At 47.2% G+C, this 20,919-nt stretch carries 17 protein-coding genes; 1 reads left to right on the plus strand and 16 read right to left on the minus strand.

What is annotated here, in order from left to right; translation table 11 throughout:
- On the minus strand, positions 1–1,800 hold the full coding sequence (gene aspS, locus P8F77_RS10555) for an aspartate--tRNA ligase (RefSeq protein ID WP_024727291.1): 1,800 nt from the start codon (positions 1,798–1,800) through the stop codon (positions 1–3).
- A 143-nt stretch (positions 1,801–1,943) separates the two neighbouring features.
- Here aspS and P8F77_RS10560 point away from each other — a divergent pair, with 143 nt between their 5' ends.
- Positions 1,944–2,465, plus strand: a complete 522-nt coding sequence (locus tag P8F77_RS10560) for a flavin reductase family protein (protein ID WP_024727290.1) — start codon at positions 1,944–1,946, stop codon at positions 2,463–2,465.
- A 64-nt stretch (positions 2,466–2,529) separates the two neighbouring features.
- Here the strand turns inward: P8F77_RS10560 and P8F77_RS10565 are convergent, their stop codons facing one another.
- The 15 genes from P8F77_RS10565 to P8F77_RS10635 form a co-directional block, all read right to left on the minus strand.
- Positions 2,530–3,933, minus strand: a complete 1,404-nt coding sequence (locus P8F77_RS10565; RefSeq protein WP_024727289.1) for an FAD-linked oxidase C-terminal domain-containing protein — start codon at positions 3,931–3,933, stop codon at positions 2,530–2,532.
- Positions 3,934–3,935: 2 nt separating this feature from the next.
- The gene (locus P8F77_RS10570) at positions 3,936–5,129 is read right to left on the minus strand and encodes an FAD-binding protein (RefSeq protein ID WP_024727288.1); all 1,194 of its coding nucleotides are present in this window, start codon (positions 5,127–5,129) and stop codon (positions 3,936–3,938) included.
- A 12-nt stretch (positions 5,130–5,141) separates the two neighbouring features.
- Positions 5,142–5,930: an electron transfer flavoprotein subunit beta/FixA family protein gene (locus P8F77_RS10575; RefSeq protein ID WP_024727287.1), complete on the minus strand. Its 789-nt coding sequence runs from the start codon at positions 5,928–5,930 to the stop codon at positions 5,142–5,144.
- Between the two features lie 189 nt (positions 5,931–6,119).
- On the minus strand, positions 6,120–6,809 hold the full coding sequence (locus P8F77_RS10580; RefSeq protein WP_006566834.1) for a FadR/GntR family transcriptional regulator: 690 nt from the start codon (positions 6,807–6,809) through the stop codon (positions 6,120–6,122).
- 195 nt (positions 6,810–7,004) lie between these two features.
- On the minus strand, positions 7,005–8,003 hold the full coding sequence (locus tag P8F77_RS10585) for an electron transfer flavoprotein subunit alpha/FixB family protein (protein WP_095143005.1): 999 nt from the start codon (positions 8,001–8,003) through the stop codon (positions 7,005–7,007).
- 13 nt (positions 8,004–8,016) lie between these two features.
- Complete coding sequence (locus P8F77_RS10590; RefSeq protein ID WP_024727285.1) at positions 8,017–8,820, minus strand: electron transfer flavoprotein subunit beta/FixA family protein; 804 nt, start codon at positions 8,818–8,820, stop codon at positions 8,017–8,019.
- Between the two features lie 29 nt (positions 8,821–8,849).
- A complete protein-coding gene (locus P8F77_RS10595; RefSeq protein WP_024727284.1) occupies positions 8,850–9,986 on the minus strand; it encodes an acyl-CoA dehydrogenase family protein in 1,137 nt (378 codons plus the stop codon).
- Between the two features lie 39 nt (positions 9,987–10,025).
- Positions 10,026–11,453 (minus strand): FAD-binding oxidoreductase, encoded by a 1,428-nt coding sequence (locus tag P8F77_RS10600; protein ID WP_024727283.1) that lies wholly within the window; start codon positions 11,451–11,453, stop codon positions 10,026–10,028.
- 20 nt (positions 11,454–11,473) lie between these two features.
- On the minus strand, positions 11,474–12,763 hold the full coding sequence (larA, locus tag P8F77_RS10605) for a nickel-dependent lactate racemase (RefSeq protein WP_287519754.1): 1,290 nt from the start codon (positions 12,761–12,763) through the stop codon (positions 11,474–11,476).
- 21 nt (positions 12,764–12,784) lie between these two features.
- Positions 12,785–14,332: an L-lactate permease gene (locus P8F77_RS10610; protein WP_024727281.1), complete on the minus strand. Its 1,548-nt coding sequence runs from the start codon at positions 14,330–14,332 to the stop codon at positions 12,785–12,787.
- Between the two features lie 339 nt (positions 14,333–14,671).
- The gene (hisS, locus tag P8F77_RS10615) at positions 14,672–15,913 is read right to left on the minus strand and encodes a histidine--tRNA ligase (protein ID WP_287519756.1); all 1,242 of its coding nucleotides are present in this window, start codon (positions 15,911–15,913) and stop codon (positions 14,672–14,674) included.
- The gene (locus P8F77_RS10620; protein ID WP_024727279.1) at positions 15,831–16,535 is read right to left on the minus strand and encodes an HD domain-containing phosphohydrolase; all 705 of its coding nucleotides are present in this window, start codon (positions 16,533–16,535) and stop codon (positions 15,831–15,833) included. Before P8F77_RS10620 ends, hisS begins: the two co-directional genes overlap by 83 nt.
- A gap of 13 nt (positions 16,536–16,548) precedes the next feature.
- Positions 16,549–17,988 (minus strand): coproporphyrinogen dehydrogenase HemZ, encoded by a 1,440-nt coding sequence (gene hemZ / locus P8F77_RS10625; protein WP_287519758.1) that lies wholly within the window; start codon positions 17,986–17,988, stop codon positions 16,549–16,551.
- Positions 17,985–18,629, minus strand: a complete 645-nt coding sequence (locus P8F77_RS10630) for an MBL fold metallo-hydrolase (RefSeq protein WP_287519760.1) — start codon at positions 18,627–18,629, stop codon at positions 17,985–17,987. The genes hemZ and P8F77_RS10630 overlap by 4 nt, the downstream gene beginning before the upstream one ends.
- Before the next feature lie 10 nt (positions 18,630–18,639).
- On the minus strand, positions 18,640–20,916 hold the full coding sequence (locus P8F77_RS10635; protein WP_024727276.1) for a bifunctional (p)ppGpp synthetase/guanosine-3',5'-bis(diphosphate) 3'-pyrophosphohydrolase: 2,277 nt from the start codon (positions 20,914–20,916) through the stop codon (positions 18,640–18,642).
- Positions 20,917–20,919: the final 3 nt, after the last annotated feature.

Raw genomic sequence — 20,919 nt, forward strand, 5'->3', positions numbered from 1 at the left:
TTATTCCTCGTTCGTATCGTTTTCTTTCAAATCTATTCCAAGCTCATCCAGCTGCTCTGTGTCCACCCCTCCCGGTGCCTGTGTCATCAGGCAGGAGGCGTCCTTTATTTTCGGGAATGCAATGACATCACGGATACTGTCCTCCCCTGTCATCCACATGACAAGACGGTCCAGGCCGTAAGCAAGGCCTGCATGAGGCGGTACTCCGTACTGGAAAGCCTCCAGGAGGAATCCGAATCTTTCATTGGCATCCTCATCGCTGAATCCAAGAGCCTTAAACATGGCTTTCTGAATATCATCGCGGTGAATCCTCACGGACCCCCCTCCGAGTTCTGTGCCGTTTAAAACGATATCATAGGCCTTTGCCCTGACTCTTCCGGGATCTGTTTCAATGTACTTTAAATCCTCTTCCATTGGCATAGTAAATGGATGATGCATCGCCGTATAGCGGTTCTGTTCTTCGTTCCATTCCAGAAGAGGGAATTCTGTCACCCATAAGAAATTATATAAGGATTCATCGATCATTTCATATTTTCTGCCGATCTCCAGACGAAGGTTTCCGAGGACATCATAGACGACAGAGTCTTTGTCGGCCGCAAACAGAAGCAGATCTCCAGGTTTCCCCTGCATCGCATCGATCAGCGCCGTCATCTCTTCCTCTTTCATGAACTTGGCAAAAGAAGATTTTACGCTTCCATCCTGCTTCAGCTGGATATAGGCGAGTCCCCTTGCACCGAACTCTTTGGCGGAATCTACAAAAGCATCGATCTTCTTGCGTCCCAGATCTCCCAGTCCTTCTGCGTTCAGTCCGCGCACGGAGCCTCCATTTTCCAAAGCTCCTTTAAAGACCATAAAATCACAATCTTTCACTGTTTCCGATACGTTAATGAGTTCCATGCCAAACCTTGTATCCGGCTTGTCGGAACCGAACCGGTCCATGGCTTCCTGGTAAGTGAGACGCTTCATCGGAATCTGCACATCCACGTCCAGCACTTCTTTAAACACTCTCTTTAACAGACGCTCGTTGACATCGATCACGTCATCTACATCGACGAAAGAGAGCTCCATATCGATCTGTGTAAACTCCGGCTGACGGTCCGCCCTTAAATCCTCATCTCTGAAACACTTTGCAATCTGGTAGTAGCGGTCTACCCCTGAACACATCAAAAGCTGCTTAAAAAGCTGCGGTGACTGGGGAAGTCCGTAAAAGCTGCCCGGATGCACACGGCTCGGCACGAGATAATCCCTGGCCCCCTCCGGTGTGCTTTTTCCAAGAATCGGTGTCTCGATCTCCAAAAATCCTTCTTCTGCTAAAAAGTCTCTTGCCGCTTTGGTCACCTGACTCCTCACGAGGAGATTCTTTTGAAGGTTCGGCCTTCTTAAATCCAGGTAGCGGTATTTGAGCCGCAGCTCGTCTTTTACGGTCTGTTCCGCGTCGACAGGAAATGGCGGTGTTTTTGACTCCGACAGGATTCTTAAGTCTGTCACCTTGATCTCGATATCCCCTGTCTTTAAATTCTCATTGACAGCGGCGCTTCGTTTTTGTACTTCCCCTGCCGCCGCGATCACATATTCATTTCTCAGGGAATTGGCTTTTTCATAATCTTCACTTGACAATGTATCTTCATCAAAGACCAGCTGCAATAATCCTGAACGGTCTCTTAAATCTACAAATATAAGACTTCCTAAATTTCTTCTCTTCTGTACCCATCCCATGACGGTTACTTTCTCGCCGATATTTTCACGGCCCACTTCTGTACACCGGTGGCTCCGTGATAGCCCGGCCATTGACTCTGCCATGCTGCTTCCTCCTTACATATATTAAACCTGTCTGTCATTATAGCATAAGGGATGGCAGGATTTCAATGAAACTTGCAGGTTTTATAGACATTACATCATTTTTGCATTATAATGGTAATTACACAAAAAAGGAGGCAAGTAACATGAGTGAATATGCAATTGTTGCACCAGAAGATTTTGACCAGAGTGCCTTCCGTCTCATAGGGAAGGACTGGATGCTGGTAACCGCCAAAAATGAAGAAGGCAAGATCAATACGATGACCGCATCATGGGGTGGATTCGGAGTCATGTGGGGCAAGGACGTGGCAGTATCTGTGATCCGTCCGCAGCGCTATACGAAAGAATTTATCGATAACTCTGAAACTTTCTCGCTGTCATTTTATGATGAAGCATTTAAGAAGGACCTGACTTATCTCGGAAGTGTGTCCGGACGGACCGAAGATAAAATTGCAAAAACAAGACTTACACCGACAGATGCCAACGGCATCCCTTACTTTGAGGAAGCAAAAATCGTTCTGATCTGCAGAAAGCTGTACAGCCAGCCGATGGACCCGGAAGGATTTATAGGAGACGCAAAAGCACTGGATGCTCAGTGGTATGCGGATAAAGACTACCATACTCTCTATGTGGCAGAGATCGAACAGATTCTCGTAAAACAGGATTAATACCATAAAAAACCGGCGGAAACATGTTCTCCGCCGGTTTTTTATGAAACAGTATATATGAAATTTAAAGCTGGCATACTTTGTGAGGGTTCAGGATATTTTTCGGGTCAAAGGCTGCTTTGATTCCCCTCATGATATTCATGGTTTCTTCTTCTAAAGACTCATTAAGATATGGCTTCTTGGCATATCCTATGCCGTGTTCCCCGGACACCTGACCGTTTAGTTCATTCGCTTTCCGGTATATTTTTTCCATTGCCAGCGTCATCCGCTCCTGCCATTGTTCCTCTGTCAGATCGTCCTTCAAAATATAAGCATGGAGATTTCCGTCCCCCGCGTGGCCAAAGCTCTTGATCCTGATGTCCACTTCGCTGTGAAGATTGTGCATATACTCAACCATCTCACTGATCTTATTTCTTGGAACGACCACATCCACCTCGTCCATATAGGTGGTAGATCCTTTGATCGCTTCCAGAAATGCACCTCTGGCTTTCCAGATGGATTCGTCCCGCTCTTCTGTATCGGAGATCAGCACATCCAGTGCGCCCTGACTTAAACAGAGTTTTGCGACCTTATCGTAGTCCGCTTCGATCTCCTCGGCCGAATTTCCATCGAATTTCAGAAGAAGGTATGCGTCTGCCTGATGGTCCGGGAACTTTTTGCCCAAATATTCTTCGGCATCCTCAATAACCTCTCTCTGCATGAATTCGATTGCCGTAGGAATCGCTTTGGACTTGATGATCTCCGGCACCGTCTGTATCGCCGAGTTAAGATTTTCAAACGGTATCAGAAGACTGATCGCTTTTTTCGGAAGCGGAAGCAGTTTAAGAACCGCCTTCGTAATAATTCCCAGTGTTCCCTCGGACCCTACCATCAGATCCTTCATCGCATAACCGGAACTGTTCTTCACGATTTTCCCTCCGAACTCTACAATCTTTCCGTTGGGCAGAACCACTTCCAGTCCACGGACATAATCTCTTGTAACCCCATATTTTACTGCCCGCATGCCTCCGGCATTTGTACTGATATTTCCTCCGATAGTTGCAGATTTCTCCCCCGGGTCCGGCGGGTAGAAAAAGTCATGATCCTCTACAAATGCTGACAGCTCCATCAGGAGCACTCCAGGCTCCACGGTTACCGTCAGATTTTCTTCGTCCAGTTCAAGGATCTGATTCATCAGACTGGTATCCATCATAATCCCGTGTTCCATTGCCACAGAAGATCCCACAAGCCCTGTGCCCGCTCCCCTTGGAGTGACCGGAATCGTGTGTTCATATGCGTAGGACATGATCTTTGAAATCTCTTCTGCATTTGCTGCCTTTACTACAACGTCAGGATAACTCTGGGTACCGCTCAGCTCGTCATGGCTGTATTCCTCATTTATATTTTCTCCGTATAAAATACGTTCGTCATCACCGATTACCTGCTTTATGTACATAAGATCTTTTTCATCTAATCTTTTATATCCCATAGCTATGCCCCCTGACTCTCTTTGATTTTTTCAATGAACTGAGGAATGACCTCATATAAATCCCCCACCAGACCGTAATGGGCTACCTTGAAGATAGAAGCTTTCTCATCCTTATTGATGGCAATGATCTGGTCTGAATGATCCATGCCGGCAACAAACTGAATGGCACCGGACACCCCGCAGGTGATGATCAGTTTCGGGCGGACAGTACGGCCGCTTAAGCCCACCTGCCGTTTTGCATCCAGCCAGCCGTTCTCTGCCACTGGCCTTGTACATGCCAACTGCCCGCCGAGAAGGTCTGCCAATTCTTCCAGCATCAGGAGATCCTCTTCTTTTTTGACACCGCGTCCCGCCACTACGAGGACATCGGCAGATTCAATGAACTTTTCCTTCTCTTTCAGAACAATATCAAGAACTTCAACATTTGTCTTAAGTTTATCCTTTTCAATCGAACATTCTACAATTTCACCCTGTTCTTCCTCCATCCGTTCCGGAGCATTCATCACTTTATAGCGGACGGTTGCCATCTGCGGACGGTGATTGGGTGTTGTGATATGTGCCATAATATTTCCGCCGAAGGCAGGCCGTATCTGGGACAGATCTGTGTTTTCATTCATCTCAAGGATCGTACAGTCCGCCGTAAGCCCTGTCTTCATTCTGGCTGCTACTCTTGGGGCCAGCTGTCTTCCGACAGTTGTTGCACCTACTAAGATAGCGGATGGATGCTGTTTTTGTATAAAGTCTTCAAAGACTGCCGTATACGGTTCTATTTTAAAACGGCTCAGTTCCGGGTCGTCATATAAAAATACCTGATCAACTCCATAATGCAGCAGTTCCCTGCTCTTTTCTTTAATATCGCTTCCGATGAACAGGGCATACACAGGATGAGAAATCTTTTTGGCCAGTTCTTTTGCCTTTCCGATCAGTTCATAAGTCACCGGGTGTATCTTGCCGTCCACATGGTCAACATACACTACGATTCCGTTCCATAAGGATTTATCAATCTCTTCTGCCTTCTGGTCCTCCACATAAGTGACGGCTCCTTCCGGTCCTTTCTTCACACACAGTCTGCACATCTTACAGGCCGAATTGATCTCCAGTTTTCCGTCTTTTTCTTCCATCGCCCCAAACGGACAAATTTTAATCAGTTCACTGAGATCCGTTATTTTTTCCTGATTAATTTCTAACTTTGCCATATGTAATTCCTCCTATACAAATTTCAGTTCTTTCACTTTTTGAAAGAGTTTTTCTGAAAGGATACTGCTCTCCTCGTTCCAGAGTTCCCTGTGGTGGTTAGTTTCCGGAGGGAAAATCTTCTGAACCTGTGTGGGTGAACCGTTCAGTCCGTAATGGGTCTCATCTCTGTCATCCATGTCATCCAGACTGAGCATAGTGATTTCCGTATCTGCTTTCTCGGTTTTTCTCACGTAAGAAGGAAGTCTCGGCTGGAAAATGTCTTTATCCACTGCCAGAAGACAAGGATAGGCAATCCTTGTGATCTCAATGTCGTCCGGCATATCCATCTCAACTGTAATATTCTGTCCGTCTGCCTCGGTGATTTTTCTTACATTTGATACACTCGGGATACCAAGCCATTCCGAGATCTCCGGTCCAACCTGGGCTGTATCCCCGTCTGTGGTCTGTTTCCCGCACAGAATCAGGTCAAAGTCTCCCATCTTTTTGATCCCCTGGGCCAGGGTATAGCTTGTGGCCAGCACATCGGCTCCCCCGAATCTCCGGTCGGAAATCAAAGTTCCGTGATCTGCTCCCATCGCATAGGCTTCCCTTATCACCTGGGCCGCCTGAGGAGGCCCCATGGTGATCACACTGACCTCCCCTCCCAGTTCTTCCTTTAATCTCATGGCTGTCTCCAATGCGTAGAGATCATAGGGATTCATCTTGGACGCTGCCCCGTTTCTTTTCAGGACTCCCGTTTTTGGATCAACCTCTACCTTATTGGACTCCGGCACCTGTTTGATACAAACTAAAATATTCATATCTGCTTTTCCTCCTGCTCTTCGATTGGTCCTACCAATCGTTTGAAAAATAATTGGAAATGGTTCTTCATTTCCAGGTTCTCTGTTCTCTATATTGGCCCTACCAATTTATCTTTATTATAACTTTTTTTGTACTATCCGTCCAGCATTTTTTTATATCTTATGACTTTTTCGTCATAATGCACAACTTTATCTCGTTTTCATGCGCTCCAGCGTGCTGTTGATAATATCAAAGTGATCCTCAATCGCCTTTCTTCCGCCTTCCAGGTCTTTTTCAATCATGCATTTTGCAATTTCTTTATGTGCCTGCTGCAGCTTTTCTTTGTTGTCATCCTTAAATATCTCTCTCCGCATGTCTGTGATATAAGTATCCAGCACATCGGATAATGCCTGTAAAATATCTATAATCAGAACATTGTGGGAAGCCTTTGCTATCGCATAATGAATCTTCTTATCCCAGATCACGCATTCTTCCTCAGTTTTGCCCCGGTCCAGATTCAGTATATACTCGCCAATCTTCTGGATCTCCTCTTTGCTGATGTTGTCCACTGCCAGCACAAAGGCCTGCATTTCCAGCGCAAAGCGGAGCTGTGTGATGGAACCATAGTCAAGTTTATGCAGAATAAACATCATGGACATTGATTCTACAAGGTTTTTTTCAAAATTACAGGAAACATAATTTCCCGCTCCCTGCTGACTTGAGATAAACCCCATCATCTCCAGCATATGGATCGCCTCACGCACAGAATTTCTGCTGACGCCCAGCTGCTCTGATATTTCTCTCTCAGGAGGTAATTTTTCACCGATCGTCAGATCATGGTTGATGATCTGTTTCTTAATATGTTCAATCACTTTTTCGTAAGCTTTTGTCTGCTGCATCTCTATCCCTCTTTCTATGAAACCGTTTGGAGAAAATTATACCGTCCAGGTTTCATCAAATCAAGGGAATTTCTATTATTTCCGGCTTTTTCGCCGTTTTTTTCGCAAAAGAGGATTACCTTCTGTTTCGGATTACTCCGGAACAGAAGGTGCATTAAGATGGTCAATATGCATTAAGCATAGAAACACGCTGATTTATTCTGCTTCCTTTTTCTTTTTGATCTCTTCGATCATAACCGGAAGCACGTTTATTGCATTTCCTACGATGCCGATGTTGGCTACTTCAAAAATAGGCGCATCTTCATCTTTGTTGATCGCTACTATATAATCGGAATTCATGATTCCGGAAACATGCTGTGTCGCACCGGAAATACCGCAGGCAATATAAAGCTTCGGCGCTACGATTTTTCCTGACTGCCCTACCTGGTGGACCCTGGAGATCCATCCGTCTTCGATAGCGGGCCTTGTGGCTCCAACCACTCCGCCCAGAAGATCTGCCAGTTGTTTTACAAGTTCAAAGTTTTCCCTGCTGCCCATTCCCCTTCCGCCTGAGACGATGACTTGGGCATCTTCGAGATTGACTGTCTCGGAAATTTCTTTGACCACATCCTTTATCTTCAGCCGGATATTTTCATCTGCGGCCGGAATATTTTTCTCTGTGATCGTACCTTTTACAGTTTCCTCTGACTTTTTAAAAGCTCCGGAACGCAGCACTGCAATCTGGGGCACAGATGTTTCCATAACCACGTCCTGAAGTACGGTTCCTCCATAAAGAGGGCAGGTATAGACTGTCTTTCCATCCTCCGTCTTTACATCCATGACATCAGAGGCACAACCGGTCTTTAATCTGGCGGCAAGCTTCGGGGCAAGGTCTTTGCCGTCCTGAGTTCCTCCCACGAAAACCGCATAGGGTTTCACCTCTTTTATCACTGATTCCATCACATTGGCAAAGCGGTCCAGATGAAATATTTCATACTCAGGACTTTCGATCAAGATCACTTCGTCGGCGCCGGATTCGGCAGCTTTTTGGGCGGCTGTTCGAATCCCGTCTCCGATCAGGACTGCTCTGACCTTCCCGCCCTTTTTTTCAGCGATTTTTCTGGCAGGAGAGAGCATTTCCAATCCGACCTTGACCGGACTTTTGTCCGCAGTCTCAATATAAACCACGATATCCTTATATTCTGTCATATCCATTGCAAACTCCTCCTTAGAATACTTTCGCATCCGCCATCATGGCAACTGCTTTTAATGCTGAATCTTGCGCTGTCTCTTCCTGAATCTTGATCCCAGCCTCTTTTTTCGGCGGTTCATACAGCTTAAGAGTTTTTACAAAGGCACCGCCCTCTCCTGTTTTTTCAGGTTCCAGCACTGACAGGTCTTGTGCCTTGATCGTACCAATCGGCTTTTTCCGGGCTGCCATCTTATTTTTAATCGTCGGATATCTCGGATCATAATCCGGCTTTGTGACAGTCAGAACACACGGAGAGGCCGTCTCGATGAGGCGGTATCCTTCTTCCGTCTCCTGTTTGGCGCACACCTGTCCTTCGGCGAATTCGACCTCGATCACGTTGGTGATGACTCCGGTACCCAGCATTTCGGAGAGTTCTGCTCCCACCTGTCCAAGGGCAGCGTCGGTAGCCTCTTTCCCACAGAAGATCAGATCAAACTTCTTTCCGGTGTCTTCCTCGATCTTTTTGGCGGCACACATCAGTATATGGCTGATCCCCCTGGAATCCGAACCGTCAAACCGGTCTTCCTGGACCAGATATGCATGGTCTGCTCCCACTGCGAGACAGTTTTTTAATGAATTCCTGGCTTCCTCACCGCCGATGCAAAGGGCAGTGATCTCCCCTTCCCCGGCTTCTTTCAGGCGGGCAGCCATCTCCAGCGCATAGGTATCAAACGCATTGACGACAGGCGTGATGTTTGCAAGATCCGGCTTCCCTTCTTCTGTCAAATGTACTTCCACGGAATCATCCGGCACCTGTTTAATGCACACTAAAATTTCCATAATCTTCACTCCTTTGTCCAGTCAATTTCTTATCTGCCAATGGTATTGTTCGCGATGACAATTCTCTGGATTTCGTTGCTTCCCTCAAAAATCTGGAAGATCTTCGCGTCACGGAGAAGTTTTTCTACCGGATATTCTCTGCTGTATCCGTATCCGCCGAACATCTGGATGGCTTCTGATGCCACCTCCATGGCAATATCGCTGGCGTAGCATTTTGCAATAGCCGCTTCCTTAGAATGAGGAAGTCCAAGATCCATCTTTGTCAGTGCATGGGCAACCATCTGGCGAGCTGTCTCTGTCTTGATCGCCATATCTGCGATCTTAAACTGCAGCGCCTGATTTCTGATGATCGGTTTTCCAAACTGGATTCTTTCTTTTCCGTAGGCAATTGCCTCATTGATGCCTCTCTGTGCAATTCCGGCTGCTACACAGCCCATCCATGCCCTGGCCTGGTCAAGGGTCTTCATGGCGATTCCAAATCCTTTTCCTTCCTGCCCGATCAGGTTCGCTGCCGGAATTCTGCAGTCTTCCAGGACAACGTCACATGTGTTGGATGTACGAATTCCCATCTTATCTTCTTCATTTCCGGTGCTCAGTCCAGGTGTTCCTGCATCCACAAGGAACATGGAGATACCTTTTACACCCTTGCTTTTATCGGTCATAGCCGTAATGCAGTAGAAGGAAGCGATCCCGCCGTTTGTGATAAAGCATTTTCTTCCGTTCAGTATGTATTCGTCTCCGTCTTTCACTGCAGTTGTTGTACCTGCTCCTGCATCTGAACCTGCTCCCGGCTCTGTGAGGCAGAATGCTCCGAATCCGCCCTCGATGATCTGATCACAGACATGCTTCTTTTGTTCTTCGTTTCCTGCAATGAGAACCGGCTTTGTTCCCAGTCCGCTGGCAGAAATCGTGGTGGCAAATCCTGCATCCGCGATTGCCATCTCCTCGATCAGCGCCGCAACATCTACTCTGGAAAGACCCGGTCCGCCGTATTCCTCAGGGACTTCGAGGGAGTGCAGCTGCATCTCGATCGCTTTATCATAAATCTCTTTCGGCCATTCTCCTGAACGGTCAAATTCTTTACACTGTTCTTTGACTTCATTCTCGCAAAACTCTCTCACATCCTGCAGTAAATCGTTTGCCTCTTCTGAAATTAAATATGCCATAATTGATTTCTCCTTTATAGATAAATAGTTGGTTTTACATTATAACTTGTAGCAGACTTTGCCCGGATTCAGAATCATATTCGGATCAAAGACAGTTTTTACGCCTTCCATGATACGCATGCTGACCGGTCCCACAGATTCTGCCAGGTAGTCAAGCTTTCCGTGTCCAATGCCGTGTTCTCCGGAGATCAGCCCTCCGAATTCCGTGGCTTTTTCGTACACTTTTTTCATAAACACTGATACTTGCTTTCTGAATTCCTCCTCCTGCATATCATTGCTGCAAGTATAAATATGCAGATTTCCGTCTCCCGCATGGCCGAAACTTTTTACCCTGAAATCAGCTTCTGCTTCCAGAGACTTGGTATAGGTTAAAAACTCGGCAATCTTATTCGTAGGTACGACCACATCACATTCATCCAAAAGCACAGTATCCGCCTCAATGGCCTCTAAAAGAGCACTTCTCACAGCCCACGCGTCACGTTTCAGTGCCGGTGTATCAGCTACCAGAACATCGATGGCTCCCGCCTCCAAGACAACCTCAGAGGCTGCCTCTATGATATCTTCCAGCTGTTCTTCTGAGTCCCCGTCAAAGGTGGCCAGCAGATAAGCACCGACCTCCACGCCTTCCATTTCTTTTGGATAAACCTTCTTTCCCAGGAACTTCTCCGTATCCATGACGACATCCTTTTCCATAAACTCCAAGGCCTGAGGATGCAGATGATTCATGAAAAACCGGGGCACTGTGGCAATACAGTCTTCCAAAGTTTCATAGGGAATGATCAGGCTGATAACCGCTTTCGGCTGAGGGATCAATTTAAGAGTCAGCTCTGTTATGACTCCCAATGTCCCTTCCGATCCGATCATCAGATTCAGCAGGCTGTATCCGGAACTGGTTTTGGAAACTGTCGCCCCCAATTTGACAATCTCGCCGGTGGGAAGAACGACCGTCATCGCCCTGACATAATCTCTCGTAGTCCCGTATTTTACAGCCCTCATACCGCCGGCATTGGTTGCCACATTCCCGCCTACTGTTGCAAATTTTTCTCCCGGGTCCGGTGGATACAAAAGCCCCTGCTTTTGTGCATCTTCCGCCAGATCGTTTAGAAGAACTCCGGGCTGTATCGTCACCACAAAGTTTTCTTTGTCATAGCCCAGGATTTTATTCATTTTCGTTATAGACAGCATGACTCCGCCGTGTATGCTGACGGCTCCTCCCACCAGCCCGGTTCTGGCTCCGCTTGGCGTCACTGGAATCTTTTGCTCATTACAAAGCTTCATCACCGCTGCAACTTCTTCTGTAGTCAATGGTTCTACTACCGCTTCGGGTTTTGCCTTTCCGTAGATCGACATCTCATCGTGGGTAAAATCATCATTGATCTCATCTCCCGTATAGACACGCTTGGGTGCAATCTCATTCAGACGGTCAATGATTTCCTGTGTCACTTTGCCGTATTCATATTCGCTCATCTTCTCCTCCTTCAAAAATCTCAGTTTCTGTTTCTTACAATAACTGCAACACCGTCCGGTATCACAGTGATCTTACTGTTTTCTTTGCCCAGATACTCATCGGCCATGCGGATCGCATCTTCCACGCTGTCCGCATAGTCCATCTGCATCTCCTCCACCATGTCCTTCGGAGCCTGCGTCACCAGGATGACTTTATACTTTAACAGGATACGGCATAAGATCTGGGACTCCCATTGGTCAGGCACTGTGGAGTTCCGGTCTGTAGCGAGAAATCTCTGCATGATCTTTTCCTTATCCTTCTCCTTTGCAAAAGTGTCATACAGCTCCTTGCCGCCGTGTCCGTCAATGCAGCTTGCAGCCATAATAATGACTCCGCCCGGCCGGCAGGTGGCTTCCGCCGCAGTCATGCCTTTGACTGACTGGTAAATATTCTGATCCAGAGGGTAACCCCCGTTGGTGGATATGACGATGTCGGAAGGTACTGCGTCCACTCCTGAAAGCTGATCCACGAACCGGCAGCCCTTTTCATGAGCTTTTTCATAGTGCCCCGCGAATGCCTCGATCACCTTTTTATCTTCATCCAGCACAACGTTTATGATAAAAGCCAGTTTTGCCTTTCCAGCCGCATAGATCATATCTCTGTGAATAGGGTTTCCTTCAAGAATTCCTGTTCTGGCATGGGAATCATCAATAAACTCTGAGCAGTGGTTGGCCAGTACCGTTGTTCTGCTGGAGACTCCCGGAAGCACGCTCTTTCTTCCTCCGGAAAAACCTGCAAAAAAGTGGGGTTCAATGAATCCTTCCGAGATTAGAAGATCGGCCTCCCAGGCAATTTTGTTGATTAAAAGCTCTCCTCCGGATGGAAGCTTTCCAAGGCTTACCATATCCTCCGGCTTCCCGCTTTCGTGCACTACAAACCTGATATCCGGATGATCCACCATATCTTCCCCAAACTTTGAGATCAGTTCTTCTCTTGTGGTAGGACGGTGAAATCCCGTGGCGATTAAAACTGTAATCTCTGCATCAGGATTTCCCTGCTTGATCTCCTCCAAAACAGCCGGCATGATAACCTTGCTTGGAACCGGACGAGTATGGTCGCTGGCGATCATCACAATATTGTCTTTTCCCCTGGCCAGTTCTTTTAGCCTCGGTGTTCCCACCGGATGCATCAGGGCATCCCTGACCAGATCTTCCTCTCCCATCTTTGCCTGATAATCATGGGCTTTTGATAAGAGGATTCCTGCTAGCCGCTCCTCCGGGATCTCAATCGCTAATTTCCCTTTTCCGTAGGGAAGGTTTATCGTTTTCATAAGTCACCTCCGTCGAATGTATTAAATAAATCTAAGTCCCAAAAATGCGATCACTCCGTAAAGTACGATAAACAGAATGAAGTATTTCATGGACCCGTTCAGTATCCTGCTCTCTTTTCCCACTGTTCCCGTAGCTGCCACAGCAATGGCAATGCTCTGGGGTGAGATGATCTTTCCCGCCGTGGACCCTACTGTATTGGCCGCCGCCAGCCAGACATCGTTCATACCGAGTGTATGGGCTGTCTGGACCTGAAGACCGGTAAAGAGGACACTCGAAGATGTGGCGCTTCCCGTCACGAAGGTTCCGATCGAACCGATGAGCGGTGCCACCAGAGGATAAAAAGAACCGGTGACTGCCACAATCAAAGCCGCAATATCGCTGATCATTCCGCTGTATCCCATGACTTTTGCTGTTGCCAGAACGGATACGATGGTAAGGACCGTCTTTGACATCTGTATCAAAGTGTCTCTCAATACCATTCCGATCTCTCTTAATGAGGCTCCCTGTGCTTTTCCTCCGATCAGAGCCGCTAAAAAAATCAGAACACCCGGTGTCGCCAGCCAAGTGAAAGTATACGGGGCTGCATCCGCACCTGTATAAATTTGAACAGAACTCTTTACGCTCGCCAGCGGATCGTGAATGGCCGGGACAAGACTGGAAGTCAGCAGAAGAAATACCAGGATCAGCAGAAACGGAAGCCATGCGATAACTGCCCTTTTTAATCCAAGAGGTTCCCTTCCGGATTGTTCCGAATTTTCAAGCCCGTGAAGAATGTATTCCGGGTCCTCTTTTTTCTTCAAAAGTTTTGCCGCCAGGATCGTGACAGCCATGCTGCATACAGAGCCGATTACAGCCGGAAGTTCAGCCCCCACAAACTTTGCCGTAAGGTATTCCGGAATAATAAATCCTAATCCGGATAGCAGCGTGATCATGCCGATTCCCTTCAGTCCTTTGACAGAACCCCCTGTCATGATCATCATTAAAAACGGTGTCAGGACTACCAGGACTGCAAGCTGTATTACAACGGCTACTGCTACGCCTTTGGAATCCAGGCCGCTCACAGAGGCAGCCGTGATGGTTGGAATGCCGATCGATCCGAATGCAGTGGGCGTTGCATTGGCAACCAGACATACCGTTGCCGCAAAGATCGGGCTGATGCCAAGCCCGCATAAGATACTGGCCGGAATCGCAACTGCCGTTCCAAAGCCGGCCATCCCTTCCATGAATCCTCCAAATCCCCATGCAATGATGAGGATCAGAATCCGTTTGTCTCTGGATACACTGGTCAGCATCCGTTTAATTAAATCCATATTTTTTGTATGTACCGTCAGGTTGTAAGTGAAAATGGCCGCGATAATGACGAGACAGATCGGCCAGATCCCCATAGCCGCTCCCTCCAGTGTTCCGGTAAGAGCATCAATGAGCGGCATTTTCCAGAGAAACAGTGCAAGAACTAGTGTGATCGCAAGTGAAATAGGACAGGCTTTGTATCCTGGCATTTTAAGACCGCTCAAGGCAGCCATCAGCCAAAGAATAGGGAGCAAAGCCAAAATAAATTTGATGAACATCACAAGCAGAAACTCCTTTCGGTTTAAGACGACGAGTTACAATCCAAATAAATTGGTTCTACCAATCCCCTGTTGTCCCTTATGGTAGGACCAATTTCTTCATTTGTCAAGCCCATTTGCATGAACAAGTCTCATAATACCCTATATTTTTTGTGCAAAACGCCGAAGTTTATATCGTTTCCATAATTTATCCTATTCTGTGAAACAGGCCTGCAGCTGTTTCACAGAACATTCCATTTTTTATAAAATTCATGAAATCTCACAAAAATAAAAAGCTTCTCTGATCTCAAATAATCAGAGAAGCTTTTGCCTCTGTACACTGTAAAAAACAGGCCGTCCTTATAATGCACTTTTTATATTGTCCAGAGAAATTTCTATCTCTTCTCCGGATTCCATGTTTTTCAGTCTTCCTTTATTTTCTTTTAATTCATTCTCACCGATAATGATCGTGTTTTGTGCCCGGAGCTTGTTTGCATATTTCATCTGTGCCTTTACCCCTCGTCCAAGGTAGTCTGTCTCCACCTTGAATCCTTCCGTGCGCAGACCGGAAACGATCTCATAAGCTCTTGCCCTGGCTTCTTTTCCGAGAATTCCCACATAGAGGTTCAGGGGCCTGCCCGCGGGAAGTTCTACTCCTTCCTCTTCAAGGAAAAATAAGATACGCTCTACTCCCATGCCAAATCCAACCGAAGGCATGGACACTTTTCCGTCGATCTCATGGACTAAATTATCATATCTTCCTCCGCCGCACAGGGTAAAACCTTCCCCATTTACAAACTCAAACACGGTCTTTGTGTAATAATCGAGCCCGCGGACAATGCCTGTGTCCACTTCATAAGGAATATTCAGGCTGTCCAGGAGGCTTTTCAGCTCTTCAAAATGTTCTCTGCACTCTTCGTCCAGATAGTCGATCGTTCTCGGTGCATCCTTGATGATCTCTTTACAGGAAGGCACTTTGCAGTCGATGACTCTCAGCGGATTCTTCTCCATCCTCTCCCGGCAGGTCGGACAAAGCTTGTCCTCATGCCGGTGAAGGTACGCAAAAAGAGCCTCGTTGTAATCCTTTCTGCAGTTTGAGCATCCGATACTGTTGATGTGAAGTTTTGCATCAGTAAGACCGATCTTATTGATAAAAGATGTCACCAGGGTGATCAGTTCCACTTCCGCCAGCGGACTCTGGGCACCTACAAATTCGATTCCGAACTGGTGGTGTTGTCTGAGTCTTCCGCTCTGTGGTTTTTCATAGCGGAAAGCCGGGGTAATATAAAACATCTTTACCGGCTGGGGTTCGTTCTGCATTCCGTGCTCCAGATAAGCGCGGATGGCTCCCGCAGTCCCTTCCGGTTTTAAGGTAATGCTCCGGTTTCCTTTATCTTCAAAGGTATACATCTCTTTTTGGACCACATCCGTTGTCTCTCCCACGCTTCGCTGAAACAGTACGGTGTGCTCAAAAACAGGCGTAATGATTTCATGGATATTATATGTCTCACACAGGTCTTTAAACGCGTTCTCCAGATATGTCCGTTTCTGCATTTCCTCTCCGTACCAGTCCTTCGTCCCTCTCGGTGCTTGTGTTATCATTTACAGTTCCTCCTTTTATTGTATCTGTATCGTGCAGATTACTCTTTTCTAATATTCTAAGCATTTCTTCTGAAAATGCAACCCGCTGAAACGCGAGAAACACTTTCATGTCAAAATTCTTCACTTCCTCGATCATGACTTCCAGGGCGGTTTCAACGGAAAATCCCTCCCGGTAATCCCTGTTGGCGATCAAAGCTCCGAAGATATCGCAGACATGCATAATCCTGCCTACCAGCGGGATCTCATCTCTCTTTAAGTTGCTCGGATATCCGGTGCCGTCATAGTGTTCATGGTGGTACAGCACCGCATCCAGCACAATATCATCATATCCATGCTCCACCAGAATTGAATGGCCGATCGTAGAATGCATGCGCAGATAGCGTGTCTCATCTACTGCAAGGATCTGTTCTTCCTTCTCATTCATGTAAAAATTCAGCCGGACTTTTCCAATATCGTGGAGAAGGCCCGCCACCGCCAGATCATAGCAGGCTGCCTCATCCAGTCCCAGTTCTTTTCCCACACTGTATGCAAGGTTGCTCACAACGATCCCATGTTCAATGGAATCATCCAGACCGACCTGGATCGGAGTCTCTACATCGCGGGATTCATATTTCATCGGCATATCATAACACCACCTAACACATACTTTTTAGCAATTTATCTTTCCGTAAAATCATTTCTTCGATCCGTTCCGTATACTGTCTTACGTCCTTCAGGTTTTCCGCCCTCTGAATGTTTCTGCTGCCGCCGACAAACTTGGATGATGCGCCGGCGCCTGCTGCGATGATATCATGCAGTTCCTCCATAATCAGTATATTATAAAGGCACTCTTTTTCTTCCAAAGAAAAGCCTATATTTTCAAAATTTCCGGGGATATTTTTCTGTCTGTACATGTAATATGGTTCCATCCCCATATCAAAGCATGCCCGCTGTGCAAATCGGATCATCTCGTCATCGGCACCGAATGAAAACTGATCCCTCATCTGATTCAAGGGAGCACTTCTCTTGATCGCCAGCGCGTGGACCGTAATACTGTCAGGTCCCAGTTCCCCAAGGGCCTTAAACGTTTTCTCAAGCTCTCGAATGCCTTCTCCCGGAAGTCCGCAGATCATGTCCATATTGATATTGTCAAAGCCGGATTTTCTGGCCGTTTGAAAACAGTCTGCCACATCCTCCGCCGTGTGCTTTCTTCCAATTCTTATGAGCGTGTCGTCGTTCATCGTCTGAGGATTGATGCTGATCCTAGTAACTCCGTTTTCCGAGAGGACAGAAAGCTTTTCCGCGGTGATGCTGTCGGGTCTTCCGGCCTCCACCGTGATCTCACGGATTCCGCCAAAATCAAAACAGCGTCTCAGTTCTCCAAACAGACGGTCAAGCTGCTTTGGAGAAAGGGTGGTGGGGGTTCCCCCTCCCACATAAAGACTGATCATCTCCCTGTCTCTGTATTGTTCCCCTATATAGCAGATCTCCCGAATCAGGGCATCCAGATACTGATCTACATACTCCCTGTATGCCGAAATCGGATAAGACGTAAAAGAACAATACAGGCATGTACTTGGACAAAACGGAATCCCCACATACAGACTATATCCGCTTTCATAAGAAATATCTTTCAGCAGTTCTGTCTCTTTCAGCCCCACAGACACACAAAGGTCTGCCTTTTCTTCGCTGACCAGATAGTCCCGGCGCAGTTTCGCTTTCATATCCGCTCTGGTTTTCCCCAACATGCAGTCCTCAAACACAAGCTTTGTAGGACGGATGCCGTTCAGTGTTCCCCAGGGCAGTTCTTTTTTAAGATGACAGGATAGCAGACGGTACAGAGCCGCCTTCAGGCTGTTTTTGAAGTTCCTCTTGTCCCTGAAGTCTCCTCTGACCTTCTCGGAAATGACGGATTCCCCGGCTCTCAGTTCCAGAAGAGTTTCTTCCTCTCCGTAGAAGACCCTGCATATAAAATCATAGATAGAATTGTCATCTCCTCCCGAAGACAATTCTATCTTTTCTCCAATGCAGAATGCCAGAATCAGGCTTCTGATATCATATTCATACAGGGTTTCGTTCTGAATCAGTCCGATCATGGCTGCATAAGAAACGGGTTTGTCCGTTTTTCGAACCCGATGGTCGTGCTGTTCATATGTCCCGGATACACTTCCGTTTCATCCGGCAGAACAAACAGTTTTTCCCGGATACCTGACAGCAGTGCGTCTGTTTCTCCAGTAGGAAAATCTGTCCGCCCGATGCTCTGGCGAAACAGAGTATCTCCTGCGATCAGCCATCCCTGTTCTTTGAAATAATAGCAGACTCCGCCTTTTGTATGTCCCGGCACATGAATACAGTGTATCTCCGTGTTCAGAAGATCCAAAACCTGTCCGTCTTTTACGAGATGATCAGCATCCATGGAAACAGGCTCCCCGAACATAGAAGTCAGGTTCAAAGAGGGGTCTCTCAGTACATCTTCCTCATCCTCATGCAGATAAACCGGCAGCCCCGGCTTTAGCTCCTGCAAATAAGGAAGAGCCATCACGTGGTCAAAATGTCCATGTGTCAGAAGGACTGCCGTGAGCTCAAGCCCCTCTTTTTCAAGCATTTCCATCACCCGGTATCCTTCGTCTCCCGGATCAAATACGAGCGCTTCTTTCGTCTGGCGGTTACCGGCGATATAACAGTTCGTCTGCATCTGTCCGAGACCTGCGCCTATCAAAATAATATTTTCGTTCATGGCTGAAAAACTATCCTACCTTTCTCTCTATGTCTACCACACCTTCAATATTGCGGATCCTTGCGATCACTTGATTTAACTGGGCAACTCCGTTGATGTCAAAGGACATGCTGAGGGTAGCCCTCCCTTTTTTGGAGTTTGAAACATTCATCGTCAGAATATCGATGTCCAGTTCCAAAAATACTTTGGATACATCTGCAAGCATCCCCTTCCGGTTGTTTGCATAAATCGAAATTTCCGTCGTATAGGTCTGTCCGGAGCCCTCAGAGCCTTCCTGCCATTCTGCCTCGATCAGGCGGGACCGGTCTGTCTCTGACATACTTAATAAGTTTACACAGTCTGTCCTGTGGATGGACACTCCCCGTCCCCTTGTGACGAATCCGACAATCTCATCTCCCGGAACCGGATTGCAGCATTTGGAAAACCGCACTGCCACGTCGTCCACGCCTTTGACAACGATTCCGCCCTTCTGTTTCTCTTCCGGACGCCGTTCCCTGACATGTTCTGCCGCCTCCAAAACCTGTTCATCTGTGATCTTCTGCTTCTGGTCTTTATTGAACTCCTCCGCCAGCTTATTGACAACCTGGCCCTCTTTCAGTCCGCCGTGTCCCACGGCTGCGCACACAGACTCCCAGTCTTTAAACCCATATTTGAGCTGTACCTTTTTAATATATTCCGGCTTTAAGTAGCTTGACAGTTCAATCCGCTTGCCCTTGCAGTACTTCTCAAGCATTTCCTTGCCTTTAACGATATTTTCTTCTTTAAACTGGGTCTTAAACCATTGATTGATCTTGCTCTTGGCCTGGGTCGATTTAACAATATTTAACCAGTCCCTGCTGGGACCCTTGGAATTCTGCGAGGTGATCACCTCCACCCTGTCCCCGTTCTGGAGATGGTACTCAAACGGCACCTGCCTGCCGTTGACCCTGGCTCCTACCATCGTATTTCCTACCGCACTGTGAATACTGTAAGCAAAATCGATCGGCGTGGAACCGTTGGCAAGGCTCTTTACATCCCCGTTTGGGGTAAAACAGTAAACCTGCTCCGCAAACAGGTCCAGATTCGTCTTGAGGAGAGATAAAAACTCTTTGTTGTCGTCCATGTCCTGCTGCCACTCCAGGATTTCTCTGAGCCAGCTCAGCTTTTCCTCTTCTTTGTTGACGCCCACGCTGCTGCTTTTTTCTTTATACTTCCAATGGGCGGCAATACCGTATTCAGCGATCCTGTGCATCTCAAATGTCCGGATCTGGATTTCAAAAGGATGTCCTTCCGGCCCGATCAGCGTCGTATGGAGCGACTGGTACATGTTCTGCTTTGGCATGGCGATATAGTCCTTGAACCTTCCGGGGATAGGCTTATACATCTCATGGATCACTCCCAGAGCCGCATAACAGTCCTTGACCGTATCCACTTTAATCCGCACCGCAAACAGATCATAAATCTGGTCAAGAGTCTTATTCTGATTCACCATCTTCTTGTAAATACTGAAGAAATGCTTCACCCGCCCGTCAATCTCCGCCTTGATGCCGCTCCGCTCAATATGCCCGCTGACTTCATCGACGATCTCTTTGATGTAAGCTTCCCTGCGCACCTTCTGGGAGTCCAGAGAATGTTCCAGTTCTTTGTAGACATCCGGCTTCAGATATCTCAAAGACAAATCATCCAGTTCTACCTTGATCTTGGAAATACCAAGTCTGTGAGCGATAGGCGCATAGATGTCCATGGTCTCTCTGGACTTTTCCTTCTGCTTTTCAGGCTTCATAAACTGCATGGTGCGCATGTTGTGCAGACGGTCTGCCAGTTTAATTAGTATTACCCTGATATCCTTGGCCATGGCAAGGAACATCTTTCGTAAATTCTCCGCCTGTACTTCGATCTTGTCCTTGGAATAACTTAACTGGCCTAATTTTGTGACGCCGTCCACAAGCTGGGCAACCTCCACCCCAAACTCCCGGACTACGTCTTCATATGTCACGTCTGTGTCTTCCACGACATCATGCAGCAAACCGGCAATGATCGTCTCCCGGTCCAGTTCCAGTTCTGCCAGGATGATGGCGACACAAATAGGATGAATGATATAGGGTTCCCCGGACTTTCTCTTCTGGTCCTTATGGGCTTCAAAAGCCATATCATAGGCCCTGCCCACCATCTCTATATCTTCATCGCTGTACAGGCTCTTCATAGTCTCCATCAGCTGATGACGGAGTTCATCAGGAGCCGTAAAACTCTTGGGATTGCTGATATCTTTTTTTACACGGTTTATTTTTGTTTTACTGTTTTGCTCCATTGG

The sequence above is a fragment of the Anaerostipes sp. PC18 genome, from assembly GCF_039789045.1.
GTDB lineage: Bacteria > Bacillota > Clostridia > Lachnospirales > Lachnospiraceae > Anaerostipes > Anaerostipes hominis.

Bases quoted from the DNA above. Each gene is read 5' to 3' on its own strand.
- P8F77_RS10575 (WP_024727287.1), bottom strand. From the start codon at position 5,930: ATGAATATTTTAGTTTGTATCAAACAGGTGCCGGAGTCCAATAAGGTA.
- P8F77_RS10560 (WP_024727290.1), top strand. From the start codon at position 1,944: ATGAGTGAATATGCAATTGTTGCACCAGAAGATTTTGACCAGAGTGCC.
- P8F77_RS10600 (WP_024727283.1), bottom strand. From the start codon at position 11,453: ATGAGCGAATATGAATACGGCAAAGTGACACAGGAAATCATTGACCGT.
- P8F77_RS10620 (WP_024727279.1), bottom strand. From the start codon at position 16,535: ATGCCGATGAAATATGAATCCCGCGATGTAGAGACTCCGATCCAGGTC.
- P8F77_RS10610 (WP_024727281.1), bottom strand. From the start codon at position 14,332: ATGTTCATCAAATTTATTTTGGCTTTGCTCCCTATTCTTTGGCTGATG.
- hemZ (WP_287519758.1), bottom strand. From the start codon at position 17,988: ATGATCGGACTGATTCAGAACGAAACCCTGTATGAATATGATATCAGA.
- P8F77_RS10565 (WP_024727289.1), bottom strand. From the start codon at position 3,933: ATGGGATATAAAAGATTAGATGAAAAAGATCTTATGTACATAAAGCAG.
- P8F77_RS10595 (WP_024727284.1), bottom strand. From the start codon at position 9,986: ATGGCATATTTAATTTCAGAAGAGGCAAACGATTTACTGCAGGATGTG.
- P8F77_RS10630 (WP_287519760.1), bottom strand. From the start codon at position 18,629: ATGAACGAAAATATTATTTTGATAGGCGCAGGTCTCGGACAGATGCAG.
- larA (WP_287519754.1), bottom strand. From the start codon at position 12,763: ATGAAAACGATAAACCTTCCCTACGGAAAAGGGAAATTAGCGATTGAG.
- P8F77_RS10585 (WP_095143005.1), bottom strand. From the start codon at position 8,003: ATGGATATGACAGAATATAAGGATATCGTGGTTTATATTGAGACTGCG.
- P8F77_RS10580 (WP_006566834.1), bottom strand. From the start codon at position 6,809: ATGCAGCAGACAAAAGCTTACGAAAAAGTGATTGAACATATTAAGAAA.
- P8F77_RS10635 (WP_024727276.1), bottom strand. From the start codon at position 20,916: ATGGAGCAAAACAGTAAAACAAAAATAAACCGTGTAAAAAAAGATATC.
- hisS (WP_287519756.1), bottom strand. From the start codon at position 15,913: ATGATAACACAAGCACCGAGAGGGACGAAGGACTGGTACGGAGAGGAA.
- aspS (WP_024727291.1), bottom strand. From the start codon at position 1,800: ATGGCAGAGTCAATGGCCGGGCTATCACGGAGCCACCGGTGTACAGAA.
- P8F77_RS10570 (WP_024727288.1), bottom strand. From the start codon at position 5,129: ATGGCAAAGTTAGAAATTAATCAGGAAAAAATAACGGATCTCAGTGAA.
- P8F77_RS10590 (WP_024727285.1), bottom strand. From the start codon at position 8,820: ATGGAAATTTTAGTGTGCATTAAACAGGTGCCGGATGATTCCGTGGAA.